The 17,630-nt window shown below is 59.8% G+C and carries 20 protein-coding genes; 6 read left to right on the forward strand and 14 right to left on the reverse strand.

Annotation, left to right across the window (positions count from 1 at the left end):
• Positions 1-239 precede the first annotated feature (239 nt).
• Entirely contained in the window at positions 240-734 is a 495-nt protein-coding gene (locus tag OOT55_RS06715; protein ID WP_265368346.1) for a hypothetical protein, read from the forward strand.
• 150 nt (positions 735-884) lie between these two features.
• The gene (locus OOT55_RS06720) at positions 885-1,292 is read left to right on the forward strand and encodes an HU family DNA-binding protein (protein WP_024460491.1); all 408 of its coding nucleotides are present in this window, start codon (positions 885-887) and stop codon (positions 1,290-1,292) included.
• Between the two features lie 41 nt (positions 1,293-1,333).
• Here the strand turns inward: OOT55_RS06720 and OOT55_RS06725 are convergent, their stop codons facing one another.
• On the reverse strand, positions 1,334-1,816 hold the full coding sequence (locus tag OOT55_RS06725) for an HIT domain-containing protein (protein ID WP_265368347.1): 483 nt from the start codon (positions 1,814-1,816) through the stop codon (positions 1,334-1,336).
• Positions 1,817-1,947: 131 nt separating this feature from the next.
• Here OOT55_RS06725 and OOT55_RS06730 point away from each other — a divergent pair, with 131 nt between their 5' ends.
• Positions 1,948-3,675 (forward strand): proline--tRNA ligase, encoded by a 1,728-nt coding sequence (locus tag OOT55_RS06730; protein ID WP_265368348.1) that lies wholly within the window; start codon positions 1,948-1,950, stop codon positions 3,673-3,675.
• A 20-nt stretch (positions 3,676-3,695) separates the two neighbouring features.
• The gene (locus OOT55_RS06735; RefSeq protein WP_265368349.1) at positions 3,696-4,289 is read left to right on the forward strand and encodes a lytic transglycosylase domain-containing protein; all 594 of its coding nucleotides are present in this window, start codon (positions 3,696-3,698) and stop codon (positions 4,287-4,289) included.
• Here the strand turns inward: OOT55_RS06735 and OOT55_RS06740 are convergent.
• From OOT55_RS06740 to OOT55_RS06755, 4 genes are all read right to left on the reverse strand, one after another.
• A complete protein-coding gene (locus OOT55_RS06740) occupies positions 4,261-4,752 on the reverse strand; it encodes a regulatory protein RecX (protein ID WP_265368350.1) in 492 nt (163 codons plus the stop codon). The two genes, OOT55_RS06735 and OOT55_RS06740, sit on opposite strands and share 29 nt — an antisense overlap.
• A gap of 9 nt (positions 4,753-4,761) precedes the next feature.
• Positions 4,762-5,328 (reverse strand): DUF4136 domain-containing protein, encoded by a 567-nt coding sequence (locus tag OOT55_RS06745; RefSeq protein WP_265368351.1) that lies wholly within the window; start codon positions 5,326-5,328, stop codon positions 4,762-4,764.
• A gap of 146 nt (positions 5,329-5,474) precedes the next feature.
• Positions 5,475-6,506, reverse strand: a complete 1,032-nt coding sequence (gene recA / locus OOT55_RS06750) for a recombinase RecA (RefSeq protein ID WP_265368352.1) — start codon at positions 6,504-6,506, stop codon at positions 5,475-5,477.
• Between the two features lie 104 nt (positions 6,507-6,610).
• Positions 6,611-7,144, reverse strand: a complete 534-nt coding sequence (locus OOT55_RS06755) for a CinA family protein (RefSeq protein ID WP_265368353.1) — start codon at positions 7,142-7,144, stop codon at positions 6,611-6,613.
• A gap of 103 nt (positions 7,145-7,247) precedes the next feature.
• Between OOT55_RS06755 and mutS the strand changes: the two genes are divergently transcribed.
• Complete coding sequence (mutS, locus tag OOT55_RS06760) at positions 7,248-9,869, forward strand: DNA mismatch repair protein MutS (protein ID WP_265368354.1); 2,622 nt, start codon at positions 7,248-7,250, stop codon at positions 9,867-9,869.
• A gap of 44 nt (positions 9,870-9,913) precedes the next feature.
• Complete coding sequence (fdxA, locus tag OOT55_RS06765) at positions 9,914-10,237, forward strand: ferredoxin FdxA (RefSeq protein ID WP_036159885.1); 324 nt, start codon at positions 9,914-9,916, stop codon at positions 10,235-10,237.
• A 69-nt stretch (positions 10,238-10,306) separates the two neighbouring features.
• Here fdxA and rpoS read toward each other — a convergent pair whose 3' ends face one another.
• The 9 genes from rpoS to ftsB all read right to left on the reverse strand — a co-directional run bounded on the left by rpoS (position 10,307) and on the right by ftsB (position 17,588).
• Positions 10,307-11,314 carry an RNA polymerase sigma factor RpoS gene (rpoS, locus tag OOT55_RS06770; RefSeq protein WP_265368355.1) on the reverse strand — a complete coding sequence of 336 codons (1,008 nt, stop codon included), beginning with the start codon at positions 11,312-11,314 and terminating at the stop codon, positions 10,307-10,309.
• A gap of 116 nt (positions 11,315-11,430) precedes the next feature.
• Positions 11,431-12,078: a peptidoglycan DD-metalloendopeptidase family protein gene (locus tag OOT55_RS06775; RefSeq protein WP_265368356.1), complete on the reverse strand. Its 648-nt coding sequence runs from the start codon at positions 12,076-12,078 to the stop codon at positions 11,431-11,433.
• Positions 12,079-12,389: 311 nt separating this feature from the next.
• Positions 12,390-13,322 carry a DUF368 domain-containing protein gene (locus OOT55_RS06780; RefSeq protein ID WP_265368357.1) on the reverse strand — a complete coding sequence of 311 codons (933 nt, stop codon included), beginning with the start codon at positions 13,320-13,322 and terminating at the stop codon, positions 12,390-12,392.
• Between the two features lie 41 nt (positions 13,323-13,363).
• Positions 13,364-14,008, reverse strand: coding sequence for a protein-L-isoaspartate(D-aspartate) O-methyltransferase (locus OOT55_RS06785; protein ID WP_265368796.1), 645 nt, complete (start codon positions 14,006-14,008; stop codon positions 13,364-13,366).
• A gap of 84 nt (positions 14,009-14,092) precedes the next feature.
• Positions 14,093-15,094, reverse strand: a complete 1,002-nt coding sequence (truD, locus tag OOT55_RS06790; RefSeq protein ID WP_265368358.1) for a tRNA pseudouridine(13) synthase TruD — start codon at positions 15,092-15,094, stop codon at positions 14,093-14,095.
• Entirely contained in the window at positions 15,091-16,056 is a 966-nt protein-coding gene (locus OOT55_RS06795) for a YheT family hydrolase (RefSeq protein WP_265368359.1), read from the reverse strand. Before OOT55_RS06795 ends, truD begins: the two co-directional genes overlap by 4 nt.
• Positions 16,057-16,069: 13 nt before the next feature.
• A complete protein-coding gene (gene ispF, locus OOT55_RS06800) occupies positions 16,070-16,549 on the reverse strand; it encodes a 2-C-methyl-D-erythritol 2,4-cyclodiphosphate synthase (protein ID WP_322113831.1) in 480 nt (159 codons plus the stop codon).
• Positions 16,549-17,274 carry a 2-C-methyl-D-erythritol 4-phosphate cytidylyltransferase gene (gene ispD / locus OOT55_RS06805; RefSeq protein ID WP_265368360.1) on the reverse strand — a complete coding sequence of 242 codons (726 nt, stop codon included), beginning with the start codon at positions 17,272-17,274 and terminating at the stop codon, positions 16,549-16,551. Before ispD ends, ispF begins: the two co-directional genes overlap by 1 nt.
• Before the next feature lie 38 nt (positions 17,275-17,312).
• On the reverse strand, positions 17,313-17,588 hold the full coding sequence (gene ftsB / locus OOT55_RS06810; RefSeq protein WP_265368361.1) for a cell division protein FtsB: 276 nt from the start codon (positions 17,586-17,588) through the stop codon (positions 17,313-17,315).
• Between the last annotated feature and the right edge of the window lie 42 nt (positions 17,589-17,630).

Raw genomic sequence — 17,630 nt, forward strand, 5'->3', positions numbered from 1 at the left:
GAACCGTTATTGCCGACAAGTACACACCCTTTACCACCATTATAATTATCGGTTGCGCCTGGAATTGGGCCAAAGCTCAGTGACGCCTGTATCGTTACTTATAGCCTCTTTTTTTCATTGGCGCAACAACTTTCTTATATGATAATAAATGAATTGCCCAGACTCCATATGCCTCCAACTTCGTTTATCATGGGTTTTACCCCATGAAAGAGTGACCTATAACGCCAGGAGCCGCTACCATGTCCCCGGATACCCCCCGCCAGCCAGACCTTATCGACGGACCGGAAGCCTTCCGCCAGGCACTGATCCACGTCGCCCAAAATACCCGTCGATCCCTGTCTCTGTTCTCTCCAGATCTGGCCCACGAGATCTACGACCTCCCAGCATTGGCTGAGGCCCTCTCCGAGATTGCCCGGCGGCATCGACAGGCACGAGTGCAATTATTGGTCCGGGATACCCGGGCGCTGGTCGATCAGGGGCATGGGTTGGTGCGGCTGGCCCAGCGACTGCCGAGTAAAGTTGCTTTGCGTCGGCTCAGGAACGACATCGAGACCCAGTCCATCGCATTTGCATTGGGCGACCGGGAACATCTGGTGTACCAGAACGACCCGGATACCTATCACGGCTTTTACGATGAGCATGCGGGGGCGCGAGTGAAGACGTTGAGGGAAATTTTTGACCGGGCCTGGGAAACCGCCGAAGAGGATCCCCGCCTGCGACAATTGGCGTTATAAACGCAAAAAAGCGGATTTTTGGGTTGCTGATCGTCGTTTTATCCTTTATATATAGTGCCAGCCGCACCTGGTGCGGTTAATACGCTATATAGTCAGGCTTTTTCGTCTGTCTGACTCAATAAACACTTGACCATCAACAAGGATCATATTATGGCTGCTCGCAAAACTGCTGCCAAAAAGGCACCCGCAAAAAAAGCTCCCGCCAAGAAAGCCGCTGCCAAGCAGCCGGCCGCAAAGAAGGTAAAGGCGATTTCCGAGCGTTACAACAAAACCCAGATTCTGAATCAGATCGCCGAAAACACCGAGCTGAGCAAGAAGCAGGTCCAGTCGGTACTGGACGAGCTGTCCGACATCATTGAAGGCCACGTGAAGAAGCGTGCAGTGGGCGAGTTTGTACTGCCCGGCCTGCTGAAGATCACCACCGTGAAGAAGCCTGCCACCAAGGCACGCAAGGGCATCAACCCCTTCACCGGCGAAGAGACCGTCTTCAAGGCGAAGCCGGCGTCCATCGCGGTCAAGGTGCGTCCGTTGAAGAAACTCAAGGAAATGGCCCTGTAAGAGCCATTCCCTCCCGACAGGGCCCCTTCCGGGCCCTGTTTTCAATACCAGTCGCCGGGTTCCGTCATTTCCGCCAGATTCACTGTCAGATCATCCAGCGATTCAATCACCTCAAAGTCCTCCCCGACCAATGCGGCTCGCAGATGGTCCAGACGGTCCTGTAGCTGGGCGTCGGTGTAGCTCGCCGCCGGTTTGACACCCCAGATGGGCTGCGGCCATGCCGGATCTGTCTCAAAACGGGCAATGTGATGCACATGCAGCTGGGGAACGACGTTCCCCAAAGCGGCCACATTCATCTTGTCGGCGTCAAACACACTGGTCATCACTTCCGCCAACCGGCAGGACTCGCGCATCAGTTGCTGTTGGTCTTTTTCACTCAAATGATGGATTTCAAACACATCCTCCCGCAACGGAACCAGCAGACACCAGGGGTAATTGGCGTCCTTACTGAGCAGCAGCAAGGACAGCGGAAAGCGCCCCACCGGCACCGTATCCTCCGCCAGGCGTGAATGCAGTTGAAACATAACCCTCTCCTCGTCGACTTCTGTGGGTTGTTCGTCACTTCCTGCGCCTCAGGAGTCTGTACCCGAGCCAGCAAGCACCGTAGAATAAGCGTTTTGTCTGATTACCAGTATAGCCACTAAGAAGCCAATCTATGCGAGCCAGCCGTTATTTAATTGCCACACTGAAAGAGACTCCCTCCGATGCCGAGGTCATCAGCCATCAGTTGATGCTGCGTGCGGGCATGATCCGCAAGCTGGCCTCGGGACTGTACACCTGGATGCCCCTCGGGCTTCGTGTGCTGCGCAAGGTCGAGCGCATCATCCGTGAGGAAATGGACCGTTCCGGCGCCCAGGAAGTTCTGATGCCAGTCGTTCAGCCCGCCGAGCTTTGGCAGGAGTCCGGGCGCTGGCAGCAATACGGCCCCGAGCTGCTGCGTGTCAGTGATCGGCACCAGCGGGACTTCTGCCTCGGCCCCACCCACGAAGAGGTCATTACCGACCTGATTCGCGGTGAGATCAACAGCTACAAACAACTGCCGGCCAACTTCTATCAGATCCAGACCAAATTCCGCGACGAAATCCGTCCCCGGTTTGGCGTGATGCGCGCCCGCGAGTTCACCATGAAGGACGCCTACTCCTTTCATCTGACCCAGGAGTCTCTGCAAGAGACCTATGAGGTCATGCACCGTACCTACTGTGCCATCTTCGATCGCATCGGTCTCGCTTACCGCCCGGTGTTGGCCGATACCGGCTCCATCGGCGGCGCTTTCTCGCACGAATTTCACGTACTGGCCGACAGCGGCGAAGATGACATCGCGTTCAGTAACGGCAGCGACTATGCCGCCAATATCGAAAAGGCCGAGGCCCTTGCGCCGAGCGACACGCGCCCGAACGCCAGCGAAGCCATGACCGAGGTTGCCACTCCGGACCAGCACACCATCGAACAGGTCGCAGGCTTTCTGAAAGTCGCGCCGGAGCAGACCGTCAAGACCCTGATCGTATTGGGCGAAGCCCCGGAAGAGGGCTCCGCGCCCCTGGTGGCCCTGGTGCTGCGCGGCGATCACGAGCTCAACGACATCAAGGCCGAGAAAATCGACGGTATTGCCGCACCGCTGACCTTTGCCCCCGAGGAGCGCATTGAAGCGGAGCTGGGCGCGGGCGTGGGCTCCCTCGGCCCGGTGGGCCTGACCATTCGCGTACTGGTGGACCGGGCGGCCGCCCAGCTGGCGGACTTCGTCTGCGGGGCCAACCGGAACGGCTACCACCTGACCGGCGTCAACTGGGAGCGCGATGCACCCCTGAACGACGTGGTGGATCTGCGCAACGTGGTGGCCGGAGACCCGAGCCCCGACGGTAAAGGCCAGTTGGAGATCAAGCGCGGCATTGAGGTCGGCCACATCTTCCAACTGGGCACCAAGTACAGCGAAGCGATGAATGCGCGCGTGCTGGATGAAAACGGCAAAGAAAAACCCATGATCATGGGTTGCTACGGTATTGGGGTATCCCGTGTGGTGGCGGCGGCCATTGAGCAGAACCATGACCAGAACGGCATCATCTGGCCCCAGAGCATCGCGCCCTTCCAGCTCGCCCTGGTGCCAATCAACCCACACAAGTCACCGGCAGTGGCCGAACAGTGTGAGGCGCTGTACCAGCAACTCACCGACCTGGGCGTTGAAGTCCTGTATATGGACGAAGACAAAGCGCGCCTCGGCGTCATGCTCGCCAACACCGACCTGATGGGTATTCCACACCGTCTGGTGGTGGGCGATCGTGGCCTGGAAAAAGGTACCCTGGAATACAAAGGGCGTCGGGACGAGCAGGCTCAGGATGTTCCACTGGAACAGGTGCTCGACTTTATCCGCGAGCGTCTGGCGGACTGACCTCGATGCGTGGGCCGGGCGTGAAGAAAACCGCGTTCAGTGTTCTGGTGGCACTGTGGATAGCGAGTGCCACCAGCTTCGCCTGGGCGCAATCGAACACCCTGGCCTACGCCGAACCGGCCATCGAAGTGGATGAACAGCTTCGGCAGAAGCTGCTCGATAACATTCGCGCAGCGGACAGTTTCGAGGATCGCTTTGATGCCGAGGCCTGGCTGATGCTGATGTCGGGACGCCTGGAGCGCTATGTGCGCGATCCGGACCGACGCCTGCGCTTGCTGCGTAAAATCCACAGCGCGGCCCGCCAGACCGACCTGCAGCCCGAGCTGGTATTGGCGGTCATTGAGGTGGAAAGCCACTTCAACCACTACGCGGTGTCGCCGGTGGGTGCTCAGGGAATCATGCAGGTCATGCCGTTCTGGAAGAACGAGATTGGCCGACCGGAAGACAACCTGATCGACCTGGACACCAACCTGCGCTACGGCTGTACCATCCTCAAGCATTACCTGGAACGATCAGAGGGGCGCCTGGCGGAAGCCCTGGCACGTTATAACGGCAGCTATGGCAGCTACCGCTACGCCGCCAAGGTCATGGATGCCTGGGAACGCTGGCGATAGCCTTTCGGGCCTGTTCGTGGGAAAAACCACGGTATTGAAGGAAGCGGGTCTGACGAGCTTTCTCTTTGGGGGTTTCCACGGGTGCATCGCCGAAGCGCTTTCGGCGCACCTCGTTCGCCAGGTCCCACCAGCGCTCATCCCCTTCATCAAGATAAACGCTGACCAGTGAGTCAGACACGCCTTTCTGACGAAGCTCCTGGGCGATACGCAGAGGCCCCTTGCCCTGCCGCTCCCGAGCGGAGACAAATGCCTCTGTGAAGCGCTCATCGCTCTGAAGCCCCTGTTCTTCCAAACGGGTCAGGGCTTCATCCACCAAGCGGACCAGGTCACCGTTCGCACCAAAGCGTTTGAGCAACTTGGTCCGGAGCTCCGTTCGGGCATGCTCGCGACGGGCCAGCAAATTCATGGCTGCCAGTCGTATCTCACCCACCGTGGGTTCATTCGATTGGTCCCGTTCTGACATCGGTCCGACTCAGCGCACGGGCGGAAAGTTCGACAGGACTTCGGTAACAGCGGCCGAGAGGCGCTGGCGCTGCTCCTGCGGTGTCAGGCCGTCGTACAAACGCTGTTCGGCCACGCCCCGCCATAATGGTTTGTTGTCCTCGACCCGGGCGATATCAACAATCAACGTTCCCTGACGGTACACCCGCGGGCTGGGCCCGTAAGAATAGGGGTAGCGGTACCAGGGGCCGTAGCCGTAGTAGCCAAAACCGTAGCGCTGATCGTAGCTGCGCACATCCAGTCGATCCTCCACCACGATGTGATAACGAACCACGAAATCCGCCTCTTCACCCTCGTCCACCGATTGATAGCGCGACGCCAACTGACTTTCAATAACCCGCTGCAGATGACTCAAAGTGAACGGGGAGATCAGCAGGCTGTTACTGTCATCCTGTTCGGCCAACTCGACCCGAAAACGGTTGAGCTCACCAAACGCATACTCGGGGTCGTAATCGGTCACCACCGAGGGCGTACTGGTACAACCTGCCAGAAGGCCCAGTACCAACAATAGTCCAACACCCAAACGAATCAGTCGCACAGCCGCTTTCCTCTTGTTACCTTGCATTGCCTTGACGGTGAAACACGCCCCGTACAAGGGATACCATGAGTATCACGTTAGTTGGACCACAGACAAGAGACCCGGGTTCAACCCGGGTCTCTTGTTGTTCGGTGGGACAGCGAGCCTCAGGCTTCGCTCTCCTCCTCCACATTCTCCTCGGACGTTGCCGGAATATTCAGCAACTCGCCCCGAACCCGTTTTTCCATTTCCTGGGCAATCGTCGGATTTTCCTGGAGAAATTTCACGACGTTGTTTTTGCCCTGGCCAATCTTGTCGCCATTGTAGCTGTACCAGGCACCGGCCTTGTCCACAATACCAAGCTTTACCCCGTAGTCGATGACCTCACCGAAGCGGTTGATACCACTCCCGTACAGAATCTGGAACTCAGTTTGTTTGAACGGCGGTGCCACCTTGTTCTTGACCACTTTCACCCGGGTTTCATTACCGATGACCTCATCGCCCTCCTTGACCGATCCGATGCGCCGGATATCCAGGCGAACCGAGGAGTAGAACTTGAGCGCGTTACCACCGGTGGTGGTTTCCGGGCTGCCAAACATCACACCGATCTTCATACGAATCTGGTTGATGAAAATCACCAGACAGTTGGCATTTTTGATGTTGCCGGTAATTTTACGCAGTGCCTGGGACATCAGACGAGCCTGCAGGCCCACATGCTGATCGCCCATCTCGCCTTCAATTTCCGCGCGGGGCGTCAACGCCGCCACCGAGTCCACCACCAGCACATCAACCGCGCCGGAGCGCACCAGCATATCGCTGACCTCCAGGGCCTGCTCACCGGTATCCGGTTGAGAGATGATCAGGTCATCCACATTGACGCCCAACTTTTCGGCGTAAATCGGATCCAGCGCGTGCTCGGCGTCGATAAAGGCGCAGGTGCCTCCCTGACGCTGGGCTTCGGCAATCACCTGCAGCGTCAAGGTGGTTTTACCGGACGATTCCGGCCCGTAAATCTCGACCACCCGCCCCTTGGGCAGGCCGCCAATACCGAGGGCGGCATCCAGCCCCAGAGAGCCCGTGGAAATGGCGGGAATCGCCACCCGTTCACGATCGCCCATGCGCATGACCGTGCCTTTACCAAATTGACGTTCAATCTGGCCTAAGGCGGCCTGTAGCGCTTTCTCTTTATTCGCGTCCATCCGACACCTCGATCAATGCTGTGAAAATAATACTTGAAACGGTTTCGTTACAACTGCCGACAGCATACACGAAAAACCTGTATGCGCAAACAGTAACTCGATATTTATACAGTAGTTTCCCCTTCGGTCGCCAGAGTCAACAATTGCTCCAGCGCCGCCATCACGGTCTGCTGCCGGACCGCGGCCCGATCTCCCGCAAACCGGTACCGCCGGGCGCCACTGATCCGCGCTTCGTCGTGACCGCACGCCCAGCCCAACCATACGGTGCCCACCGGTTTATCGTCCGAGCCGCCGTCGGGTCCGGCGATGCCGCTCACGGCAATGCTGAGATCCGCACCAGACACCCGGGCCGCCCCCTCTGCCATGGCGCACACCACCGCTTCACTCACTGCACCATGACGCTCAAGCGTACTCTCGGAAACCCCCAGCAGGCGCACCTTGGCATCATTGGAGTAGGTCACCAGGCCATAGCCAAACCAGCCCGAACTCCCGGGAATGTCCGTGATGGCGGAGGCAATACCACCTCCGGTGCAGGATTCTGCCGTCGCCACCGACCAGTGTCGTGCCGCCAGCGCCCGCCCCAGGCGCGTGGCGAGCGCCCGGGTGTCGGTTGCGGGGATAATGAGAGGTTCGGCCATGCGCTCAAGGTATGTCAGGCGTGGGACGAGTGCAAGCCCCGGATGAATTCCGTAGAATAGCGCAGCTTACAGTCACCCGATAACCTCCAGGCAACGCCGCTTTATGAGCAAGACATCCGACGCCCCAAGCCAGCACACGCCGATGATGCAGCAGTACCTGCGGATCAAGGCCGAACACCCGCAGGAGTTGGTGTTCTATCGCATGGGCGACTTCTACGAATTGTTCTACGACGACGCCAAGCGGGCCGCCGAACTGCTGGACGTGACCCTAACGGCCCGCGGCAAGTCCAACGGTGAACCCATCCCCATGGCGGGCATTCCGTTTCATGCCGCCGACGGGTATCTGGCCAAGCTGGTGCGCGCCGGCGTTTCGGTCGCCATCTGCGAACAGATCGGCGATCCGGCCACCGCCAAAGGGCCGGTAGAGCGCAAGGTGGTGCGCATCGTCACGCCGGGCACCGTCAGCGACGAGGCCCTGCTGGACTCCGGGCGGGACAACCTGTTGGTGGCCCTGCACCAACAGGGAGAGACCTTTGGCCTCGCTTCCCTGGATATCGCCAGTGGCCGTTTTTATGTGCTGGAGGTCGAAGGGCTGGATGCGGCCCTCAGTGAACTACAGCGGCTGCGCCCCGCGGAACTGCTGGTCAGCGATGACCTGACCACTCCCGAGTTGCTGGAGAACCGCAAAGGTGTGCGCCGCCGGGGCCCCTGGGAATTCGAACTGGACAGCGCCCGGCGTCTGCTGACGCAACAGTTTGGCACCCAGGATCTGGCAGGCTTCGGCTGCGATCATCTGGACTGCGCCATCGCCGCCGCCGGCTGCCTGCTCAACTACGCCCGGGAAACCCAGCGCGCCGCCCTGCCGCACGTGCGCGGGTTGAGTCACGAAAACCGGGAGCAGGCGGTCATCATGGACGCCGCCACCAGGCGCAATCTGGAACTGGACATCAACCTCGGCGGTACCGAAGAAAATACCCTGTACAGCGTACTGAATCGCTGCGCCACCGCGATGGGCTCCCGCCTGCTGCGCCGCTGGCTGAACCGCCCACTGCGCGACCTGCCGATTCTGCAATCCCGTCAGGACGCGGTGGCCGAGCTGCAACACCAGTACACCTTCGAGGTGATCCACCGGATTCTCAAGCGCATCGGCGACATGGAGCGGATCCTCGGTCGCCTGGCCCTGCGCTCGGCACGCCCACGGGATCTCGCCCGGCTACACGCCTCCCTGGCCTGCTACCCGGAGCTGCGCAGTGAGCTGGCCCAGCTCGGCGCGCCGCACCTGTCCGAACTGGCACAACAACTGGGGGAGTTTCCCAAAGCGGTTGACCTGTTGGGACGGGCCCTGGTTGAAAACCCACCGGTGGTCATTCGCGATGGCGGCGTGATCGCCGAGGGCTACGATGAAGAACTCGATGAGCTGCGCAATATCAGCAACAATGCCGGCCAATATCTGGTGGACCTGGAAACCCGGGAGCGCGAGCGCACCGGCATCACCACGCTGAAGGTGGGCTACAACCGCGTACACGGCTATTTCATCGAGCTGAGTCGCACCCAGGCCGAGCAGGCTCCAGCCGACTATATTCGCCGCCAGACCCTGAAAAACGCCGAGCGTTTCATCACCCCGGAGCTGAAAGAATTCGAGGACAAGGCGCTGTCCGCCAAAAGTCGGGCCCTGGCCCGGGAGAAACTGCTCTACGACCAGTTGATCGACATCCTGAACGACGATCTTATCCCGCTGCAACAGTCGGCCGCCGCCGTGGCAGAGCTGGACCTGCTGACCAATCTGGCCGAGCGGGCCGACAGCCTGGGCTGGAGCCGACCCATACTGAGTGCCGACCCGGGTATCGACATCCAGAGCGGACGGCATCCGGTGGTCGAGCACGTCAGTCAGGCACCGTTTGTCCCCAACGATCTGCGCTTTAGCGATGAGCGCCACATGCTGGTGGTTACCGGCCCGAACATGGGCGGTAAATCGACTTACATGCGCCAGGCGGCGCTGATCGCCGTGCTGGCCCATATCGGCAGCTTTGTTCCGGCGGCCGAAGCCCGAGTGGGCATGCTGGACCGGATCTTCACCCGGATCGGCTCCTCCGACGACCTGGCCGGCGGCCGATCCACGTTCATGGTGGAGATGACCGAGACCGCCAACATTCTGCACAATGCCACGCCGCGCAGTCTGGTGCTGATGGACGAGATCGGCCGGGGCACCAGTACCTTTGACGGCCTGGCCCTGGCCTGGGCCTGCGCCCGCCATCTGGCGGAAAACGTCAAAGCCTACACCCTGTTCGCCACCCACTACTTCGAGCTGACCCGGCTGCCCGACGAGCTGCCGGGGATCGTCAATGTGCATCTGGATGCGACGGAACATCACGACAGCATTGTGTTTCTGCACAAGGTTCAGGAAGGCCCGGCCAGCAAGAGCTACGGCCTGCAGGTGGCCAAGCTGGCCGGCATACCCAACGGTGTACTGGCCCAGGCGAAAGTGCAGCTTGCCGAGCTCGAGGGCGAATCTCCGAATGAGCGCTCCACGGCGAGGTCCACCGCGGCGGCTCCCTCGTCTGCTGCAGCCGCCACACCAATCCAGGGCGGGCTGTTTGACAGTGCTCCGCACCCGGTCGTCGAAGCGCTGGGTTCAGTACAACCGGACGACCTGAGCCCCCGCCAGGCTCTGGAGCGACTTTACGAGCTGAAGGCTCTGATGGCTGGTAAAAACCAGGAATACTGATAGAATAAGCGCCCGAATCTGAACCGTGTTAGCTGGAGTCCGCTATGACATTTGTTGTTGGGGAAAACTGCATTAAATGCAAACACACAGACTGCGTGGAAGTCTGCCCCGTTGACTGCTTTTATGAAGGCCCCAATTTTCTCGTGATTCACCCGGATGAGTGCATTGACTGCGCCCTGTGTGAACCCGAGTGTCCAGTGGATGCCATTTTCTCGGAAGATGAGCTGCCGGAGGGGCAGGAAGTGTTCCTGGAACTGAACGCCGAACTCGCGGAAGTGTGGCCCAATATCACCGAGAAAAAAGATGCCCCGGCGGACGCCGAGGAATGGGATGGCGTTGAAGGCAAACTGCAGTACCTTGAACGGTAAACCGTTTCCCCCATAAAAAAGCCGGGCCATCGGAGCCCGGCTTTTTTATGGCTGTCACAGCAGTCCCCATCAAACGCTGAACAGTGCCTCGCTATTGAGCCCCTGCTTTTCGATGATTTCGCGCAACCGCTTGAGCGCTTCCACCTGAATCTGGCGGACCCGTTCACGGGTCAAACCAATCTCATGGCCGACCTCTTCCAGAGTGCACACTTCGTGGCCACGTAACCCGAATCGCCTGGCCAGCACTTCGCGCTGCTTCTCACTCAGGTCGTCCAGCCAGCGATCCAGGCTCTCATTGAGATCCCCGTCCTGCATCAGAAAAGCCGGGTCGGAATTGTTGATGTCCGGAATGGTATCCACCACGGTCCGGTCGGAGGCATTGCCTACCGGGCTATCTACCGAGGTAACCCGCTCATTCAGACCCAACATCCGCTCCACATCCGCAACGGGCTTGTGCAGCAACGCGGCAATTTCATCCGAGGAGGGTTCATGATCCAACTTCTGGGTCAATTCCCGGGCCGCCCGCAGGTAGATATTGAGTTCTTTCACCACATGAATGGGTAGCCGGATGGTGCGGGTCTGATTCATGATCGCCCGTTCAATGGTCTGGCGGATCCACCAGGTAGCATAAGTGGAGAAGCGGAAGCCCCGCTCCGGGTCAAACTTCTCCACCGCGCGAATCAGGCCCAGGTTGCCTTCCTCAATCAGATCCAGCAACGCCAACCCCCGATTGACATAGCGGCGGGAGATTTTCACCACCAGGCGCAGGTTGCTTTCGATCATCCGCTTTCGGGAGGCGGCGTCCCCCCGCAGCGCACGGCGGGCAAAATAAACTTCCTCCTCTGCCGTCAGCAGCGGAGAAAAGCCGATTTCGTTCAAATAGAGTTGCGTCGCATCGAGACTTTTGGAGAAATGATCGTCAGAGTTGCGATCAACAGAGGTGCGCCCTCGTCGGGCGGAAGCGGGTGCAGCGGTGGTCGGCTCCTCTTCAACCACGACATCGTCGTTAAAATCAATTTCGTGAACAGCGGCGGCTGACTCACGATCCATTTTTGCGTCCCGTTCTTGCAGTGCCATAGATCACCCCTCGTTCTGCATACGGCTCCTGGTGCCGCCCCTATGGCATCCAACAGCCTTAACCCAAGTTATCGTTATACTGCGACACTTTTTTACACCGGTTTATCGATTGCCCGTTAACGCTTGGGCAAATACCGGATAGGGTCAACGGGTTTCCCGTCACGCCGAATCTCAAAGTGCAGGCGCACACTATCGGTGCCACTGGAACCCATTTCGGCAATCACCTCTCCTGCTTTTACCGCGTCACCTTCGGCCACCTTCAGGCGACGGTTGTGGGCATAAGCGCTGAGGTACGTGTCATTGTGTTTGATGATCACGAGATTGCCATACCCACGCAGCCCGCTGCCCGCATAAACCACCTGTCCGGCAGCGGCTGCCTGTACAGAGTCTCCCAATTTACCGCTGATATCAATACCCTGATTGAGGCCCGTAGAGGCGCCGAAGGCAGCGATCACCCGCCCCTTGACGGGCCAGCGCCAGTCGGGGTTCCCCGCAACCAGGGGAGGGGCAGAGGCGGATTTGGGAACAGGTGTTTTATTTTTTTGACGATCAGGGGATGCCTCAGGTGTAGACCTGGTCGCCACTTTGGGTGGATCAACGCGTTCAGCGGGCTTGGTTCGCGCCGCCATATTGTGAACATCGAGGCGCAGGATCTGACCTGGATAAATCGTGAACGGCGGGCGAATGCCATTGTGCTGGGCCAGCCTCCGGTGATCCACATCATACCGCCAGGCAATCGAATACAGGGTCTCACCGGCGCTCACCCAATGTCTCTGGATCTCCCGACCGGGCGGCTGAGTGCGTTCAACCACATCCGCCTGCTGGGTAGAACAGCCTCCCATCGTCATCCAACCGATCATTATATAAATCAGTCGGTGACATATCCTCGAGCGGTGGGTTGACCAGTCCTGCATAAACACACTCACGTTACGGGCTGATGCGAGGGTCCCGTTTATTTGGATTCGCAATTAGCGCCGGGCCCTTATTAGAAAATACTCTAAAATATGGGTTGCCACTGTGACTTATTGGTGAATCGACCACTTTGCCAGCCATCCCATGCAGCGCCAAGGGTCGGTCAATCATCGACGCCTCGCTTCGCCCAGAACTCCAGAGCGAGCACCAGCAACAACCCCAGCGCCATCAGGACCAACACCATCGCTGTCTGGGGGTCAGACCCGACAACGCCCTCATAGTGCCACGGAAGCAGGTTTTCCTGAACCAGCGGGACCTGTTCTCCATGACGATTGGTATAGGTCTCCATCGTGTGCTTCCAGGGCCAGATGATACTCAAGGACCCCACCAGGAAGCCGGTCAGCACCGCCAGGGTCCGATCATGATAACGGTGCAACAGCCAACCCAGAAAATGGGAAAAGAGGAGCAGTCCGGTCACGCAGCCGGCGAGAAAACACCCCAGTATCCACCAGTTCAACTCCACGACGGCCTGAATGAATACGGGGTACATGCCCATCAGCAACAACAGGAAACTGCCGGAAACGCCGGGGAGAATCATGGCGCATATCGCTATGCAGCCGGCGAGATAAACCATCCACCACTCGGCGGGCAACTGGACCGGCTTGCCAACGGAAATCGCCAATGCGACCAGGGTCCCCAAACCCAGGCCGAGCCAGATCATCGGCGAGCGAAGGGGTAACTGACGGCCAATGTAGACGATCGACGCCACCACCAGTCCAAAGAAGAACCCCCATACCAGCAGCGGATGAAATTCCAGCAGGTAGTGAACCAGATTCGCCAGAGAGAAAATACTGAGCAGCACTCCGCCGAACACGGTCAGTAAAAAACCGCCGTTAACGTGCCGCCAGAAGGCGGCAATACCCTGGTGACGCCAAATGCCCAGCGCCGCGGGCGTCCAACGGCGCAGAGAGTCAATCAGCTCCTCGTAGATGCCGGAGATAAACGCGATGGTACCGCCGGACACCCCGGGGACCACATCGGCCGCCCCCATTGCCATCCCTTTCAGGCAGAGAATCAGTCGGTCTTGCAGGGTCATGGGAGTCCTTGTCATTGTGGAGCGGAAACGGACATGAAAGCTCAGCGGCTGGTGCCGGAGAGCAGAGGGACAAACTTGACCGGCTCCAGCACCTGAGTCACAAAGTTCTCGCTATCCCCGTCGCGCATGATCAGGTTCAGGGACTGGGTCTGGTCTCCTACGGGAATCACCAGGACACCGTTCGGCGCCAATTGATCGAGCAGCCCCTGGGGGACAAAACGGGGCGCAGCCGTGCTCAGAATACCATCGAAAGGGCCCGCTTCCGGCCAGCCAAACCCACCGTCGGCGTGCTTGAGGTGAACATTGCGCAACCCCAACTCACGCAGTCGCTCACGGGCCTTGTCCTGCAGTGGCTTGATCCGTTCAACGCTGTACACCTCGCCCACCAGTTGCGCGAGAACACTGGTCTGGTAGCCGGAACCAGTGCCCACTTCGAGCACTTTTTTCAGGCGCCCACCCGCCGCCCCCAGCAGGATTTCGGTCATACGGGCCACAATATACGGCTGAGAGAGTGTCTGACCGTACCCGATGGGCAGGGAGCTGTCTTCGTAGGCCCTGTGGGCCAGCGCCTCATCCAGAAACCAGTGGCGGGGCGTGTTACGCAGGGTATCCAGGACCTGCAAGTTGGTGACGCCCTTGTCGGCCAGCCTTTGCACCAGACGCTCCCGCGTGCGCTGGGAGGTCATTCCCACACCTTCCAAATTCAGACTCGTCACTGCGTATTTCCCCGGCAATCTAGCTGTCGATAGTCTTCTGATGAAAAGCGCCCACTATAGCACAGAGCCCCCGGACGCTGCCTCTACGTCCGGTGTCTGCAGGCGGGCCAGTTCGGCCAGTACGGCGGTCGCAAACGTGCCCGGTGCGAGCGCGAACGACAGCACAAGGTCCTCCCCTTCCCAGGCCCCTTCCAGACCTTGCGGGCGCAAGACGAGGGCGCGCCGCTCCTGCTGTAACCCGACATGCTCCAGTCCGTCGCACCAGGCTTTCCAGGGTGCCAATACCCGGGATTCCAGTTGGGCCGTCGTCTGCTCGCTCAGCAGCCGCCCCCGTCCCCACAGTGGTCCGGAGGGCACCGCGCTTGGCTCGCCAGCCAACGCTTCCCGCCAGGAGCTCTCGCGCACCCGCTCCGCCAGCACTTGATTGAACAACCAGGCGCGGGCGGCGGACATCACCATTCCCCGTTGCTGACGGTTTTTGATGCGCACACCCTCCACCAGCCAGCGCTGCGCCTGATGCAGGTTGCCCGCGTCGCGACCAAACCGCTGCTCGCCAAAGTAATTGGGAACGCCGTCCTGCGACACGCGCTGCAGCGTCTGCGCCAGAGCATTGCGGGAATCATGGTCGTCCGGATGAACCCGGTGCAGGCGGATCACAAAGCGATTGGCCTGATGCTGACCGCGCCGCAGCTTTCTCGGGTGGCGAGCCACCCGCAGCAGGGTGAGACCGGCCGCCTCCAGCGCGGACCAGTCCGGCGTTTCCCCACGCGGCTGATGAATACTGAACCACTGGGTGGTCACCGCACGCCGATCTTTCAGCCCGCAGTAACCGACATCCCGGGTGGGTACACCCGCACAGCGCGCCAGTTGCCCGGCCACCCAAGCGGTATTGTCACCGCGTTTGCGAACCTGTACCAGCCAGTGCTCGCCCTCCCCCTCCGGCTCAAACCCCAGGACTTCATCCACCTGAAAATCTTCCGGTATCACCCGAAACCCGGCGGACACTCGGGGGCCGCCCCAGGCGGTGGGCATTCGGAAGTCAAACTCGGGGGTCATGCCATCTCCCGGCCAAAGTGTTGCAGAAATCGTCGCTCAAGCCACCAGTCACCCGGGCCCTGCCAGAATCCGACATGGCCACCAGTGCGGGGCGCTTCAAATATCAGATGGTCATGGGCCTCGGCTTCCTCGGTCGAGAAACAGCGATCGTTGAAGAAAGGGTCGTTGCGCGCGGTCACCAACAGGGTGGGAACGCGGATATCCTGCAGAAAGAATCGGCTACTGCAGCGGGCGTAATAATCGGCCGCATCGCGAAAGCCATTGAGGGGCGCTGTGTAGTGCTCATCCAGGGCCCAGAGGGTTTTCATCTGTTTCAAACGTTGCAGATCGAAGTGCCCGGGGAATTGTGCGGCCTTGGCTTTGAGCCGACGTTTCATCGAGCGGACAAAGTGTTTGTGGTACAACCAGTTGCTCGGACGCTCCAGAGTCAGCACACACGCGAGCAGGTCCAGTGGAACCGAGGCCGTAGCCGCCGCCTCAACACCCCGTTCGCGAGCCGCCTCACCCTGCTCTCCCAGCCATTTCAGGGTCACGTTGCCTCCGAGCGAGAAGCCCCCCAGGTGCAGACGGGCAAAGCCTGCGCCCGCGGCCCAGGTGATTACCGCATCCAGGTCATCACTACAGCCGGAATGGTAGATACGCGGAGTACGGTTGAGTTGGTCACCACAACTGCGCAAATTCCAGGCAAGTACCGACCAGCCGTTGGCCAACGCCGCCCGAGTGGTTCCGAGGATATAGCCACTTCGAGCACTGCCCTCCAGACCATGGGAGAGAATCAGCAACGGAGCGTCCGGCTCTGGACGGCGATACAGCTCGGCGTGCAACTGGTCACCATCAGGCAGATCAATGTCCACCGGCTCGCCGGCCAACTTCAGACGGCGAATATAACGGGGCACCAGTGTCTGCAGATGTCCGCCGGGCAGCCACATCGGTGCCCGGTAATCCGCGTCGTTGACCGGCATCAGGAGAAATTCCTCAGTGTTGTAGCGGCTCAAGCAGCACCACCGCCTGTGCGGCGATACCCTCTTCCCGGCCGGTAAAGCCCAGCCGCTCGGTAGTGGTGGCCTTGATATTGATCTGTCCCACGGCGCTGTCGAGATCATCCGCAATCCGCTCAATCATCGCGGGGATGTGGCGTGCCATTTTCGGCGCCTGCGCAATCACGGTCATGTCAGCGTTCACCAGTTGCCAACCCTGTGCCCGCACCTTGGCATAGACCATCCGCAACAGCGCCCGGCTATCGGCGTTTTTATAACCCGGATCGGTATCCGGGAAATGCCGGCCGATATCCCCCAGGGCGGCGGCACCCAGCAGTGCATCGCACAGAGCGTGCAGCAGGACATCACCGTCCGAGTGTGCTACCAGCCCCCGGTCGTGCGGAATAATCACACCACCCATCACCACTTTATCGCCCGGCCCGAAGGCATGAACATCAAAGCCCTGTCCCACTCGCATCAGTGCTGCTCCTGTCGCTGTAAAATCGCCTCGGCCAACGCCAGATCCTCCGGCCGGGTCACTTTGATATTGTCGGTGCGCCCCTCAACCATCAGCGGTTGGTAGCCCGCCAGCTCCATTGCCGACGCCTCATCGGTCACCGCCTCGCCCTGGCCCAGCGCCCGAGCCAGACACTGATGAAGCAACTGATAGCGGAACAGTTGTGGCGTCTGCGCCTGCCAGAGCCCCCGTCGGTCACAGGTATCGAGTATCACATTGCGGGGGCCGACGCGCTTGAGCGTATCCCCCACCGGCACACCGAGAATACCGCCCACCGGATGGTTGGCCGCGTGTCGGCGCAGGCTGGCAATGGCACTCGGAGTGATGCAGGGGCGGGCCGCGTCGTGCACCAGAATCCAATCCTCCGCCTCAGCTTGCAGGGTCAGGTAGTTCAGGGCATTGAGCACAGAACGGCTGCGCTCGCTGCCACCGTCCACCACCGCGATCCGGGCGTTACCGGCCAACGGCAACTGCTCCCAGTAGGGATCAGTCGGACTCAGTGCCAACACCACGCCGGCCAGGTCGGGAATGACCAGTAGACGTTCCAGTGTATGCTCCAGAAGGGTTTTGCCGCGCAGACGCAGATACTGCTTGGGCAAATCGGAGCGCATGCGGGTACCAATGCCGGCCGCAGGAACAATAGCCCAACAGCGGTTTGGAGCACTGGCTCGGATGTGATTGCCCATAAACGGTTCCGAAGATGCCTGAGGTCAGCAGACCTTTATTATTGGGGATCGACGACCATGAAAAAAGTCTCACCGTCTCGAATCATGCCCAGATCCTCTCTGGCCCGCTCTTCAACGCTGTCCAGCCCTTCCTTGAGTTCATCCACTTCAACGGCCAGGCGACGGTTGCGCTCTTTGAGTCGTTCGTTGGCCAGCTCCTGGGCCTGAATGTCGCGATCCAGACGGGCCACATCCGCCCAGCTTCCTTCCGCAACCCATAGGCGGTATTGCAGGGCGGTAAACAACACTATCAGGATGGCCAACAGAATTTTCATTGTTACCGGCTCCTGGTTAGTGGATCCTGGGGTAGATGCCTT

The organism is Marinimicrobium sp. C6131 (genome assembly GCF_026153455.1).
Taxonomy (GTDB): domain Bacteria; phylum Pseudomonadota; class Gammaproteobacteria; order Pseudomonadales; family Cellvibrionaceae; genus Marinimicrobium.

What these genes read in the sequence shown, in the direction of transcription:
- rpoS (WP_265368355.1), bottom strand. Translation starts at nt 11,314, where the DNA reads ATGGCACTGCAAGAACGGGACGCAAAAATGGATCGTGAGTCAGCCGCC.
- ispD (WP_265368360.1), bottom strand. Translation starts at nt 17,274, where the DNA reads ATGGGCAATCACATCCGAGCCAGTGCTCCAAACCGCTGTTGGGCTATT.
- OOT55_RS06725 (WP_265368347.1), bottom strand. Translation starts at nt 1,816, where the DNA reads ATGTTTCAACTGCATTCACGCCTGGCGGAGGATACGGTGCCGGTGGGG.
- OOT55_RS06780 (WP_265368357.1), bottom strand. Translation starts at nt 13,322, where the DNA reads ATGACCCTGCAAGACCGACTGATTCTCTGCCTGAAAGGGATGGCAATG.
- OOT55_RS06720 (WP_024460491.1), top strand. Translation starts at nt 885, where the DNA reads ATGGCTGCTCGCAAAACTGCTGCCAAAAAGGCACCCGCAAAAAAAGCT.
- OOT55_RS06730 (WP_265368348.1), top strand. Translation starts at nt 1,948, where the DNA reads ATGCGAGCCAGCCGTTATTTAATTGCCACACTGAAAGAGACTCCCTCC.
- OOT55_RS06740 (WP_265368350.1), bottom strand. Translation starts at nt 4,752, where the DNA reads ATGTCAGAACGGGACCAATCGAATGAACCCACGGTGGGTGAGATACGA.
- OOT55_RS06715 (WP_265368346.1), top strand. Translation starts at nt 240, where the DNA reads ATGTCCCCGGATACCCCCCGCCAGCCAGACCTTATCGACGGACCGGAA.
- OOT55_RS06755 (WP_265368353.1), bottom strand. Translation starts at nt 7,144, where the DNA reads ATGGCCGAACCTCTCATTATCCCCGCAACCGACACCCGGGCGCTCGCC.
- ispF (WP_322113831.1), bottom strand. Translation starts at nt 16,549, where the DNA reads ATGCGAGTGGGACAGGGCTTTGATGTTCATGCCTTCGGGCCGGGCGAT.
- recA (WP_265368352.1), bottom strand. Translation starts at nt 6,506, where the DNA reads ATGGACGCGAATAAAGAGAAAGCGCTACAGGCCGCCTTAGGCCAGATT.
- truD (WP_265368358.1), bottom strand. Translation starts at nt 15,094, where the DNA reads ATGACCCCCGAGTTTGACTTCCGAATGCCCACCGCCTGGGGCGGCCCC.
- OOT55_RS06795 (WP_265368359.1), bottom strand. Translation starts at nt 16,056, where the DNA reads ATGCCGGTCAACGACGCGGATTACCGGGCACCGATGTGGCTGCCCGGC.
- OOT55_RS06785 (WP_265368796.1), bottom strand. Translation starts at nt 14,008, where the DNA reads ATGACCTCCCAGCGCACGCGGGAGCGTCTGGTGCAAAGGCTGGCCGAC.
- mutS (WP_265368354.1), top strand. Translation starts at nt 7,248, where the DNA reads ATGAGCAAGACATCCGACGCCCCAAGCCAGCACACGCCGATGATGCAG.
- ftsB (WP_265368361.1), bottom strand. Translation starts at nt 17,588, where the DNA reads ATGAAAATTCTGTTGGCCATCCTGATAGTGTTGTTTACCGCCCTGCAA.
- fdxA (WP_036159885.1), top strand. Translation starts at nt 9,914, where the DNA reads ATGACATTTGTTGTTGGGGAAAACTGCATTAAATGCAAACACACAGAC.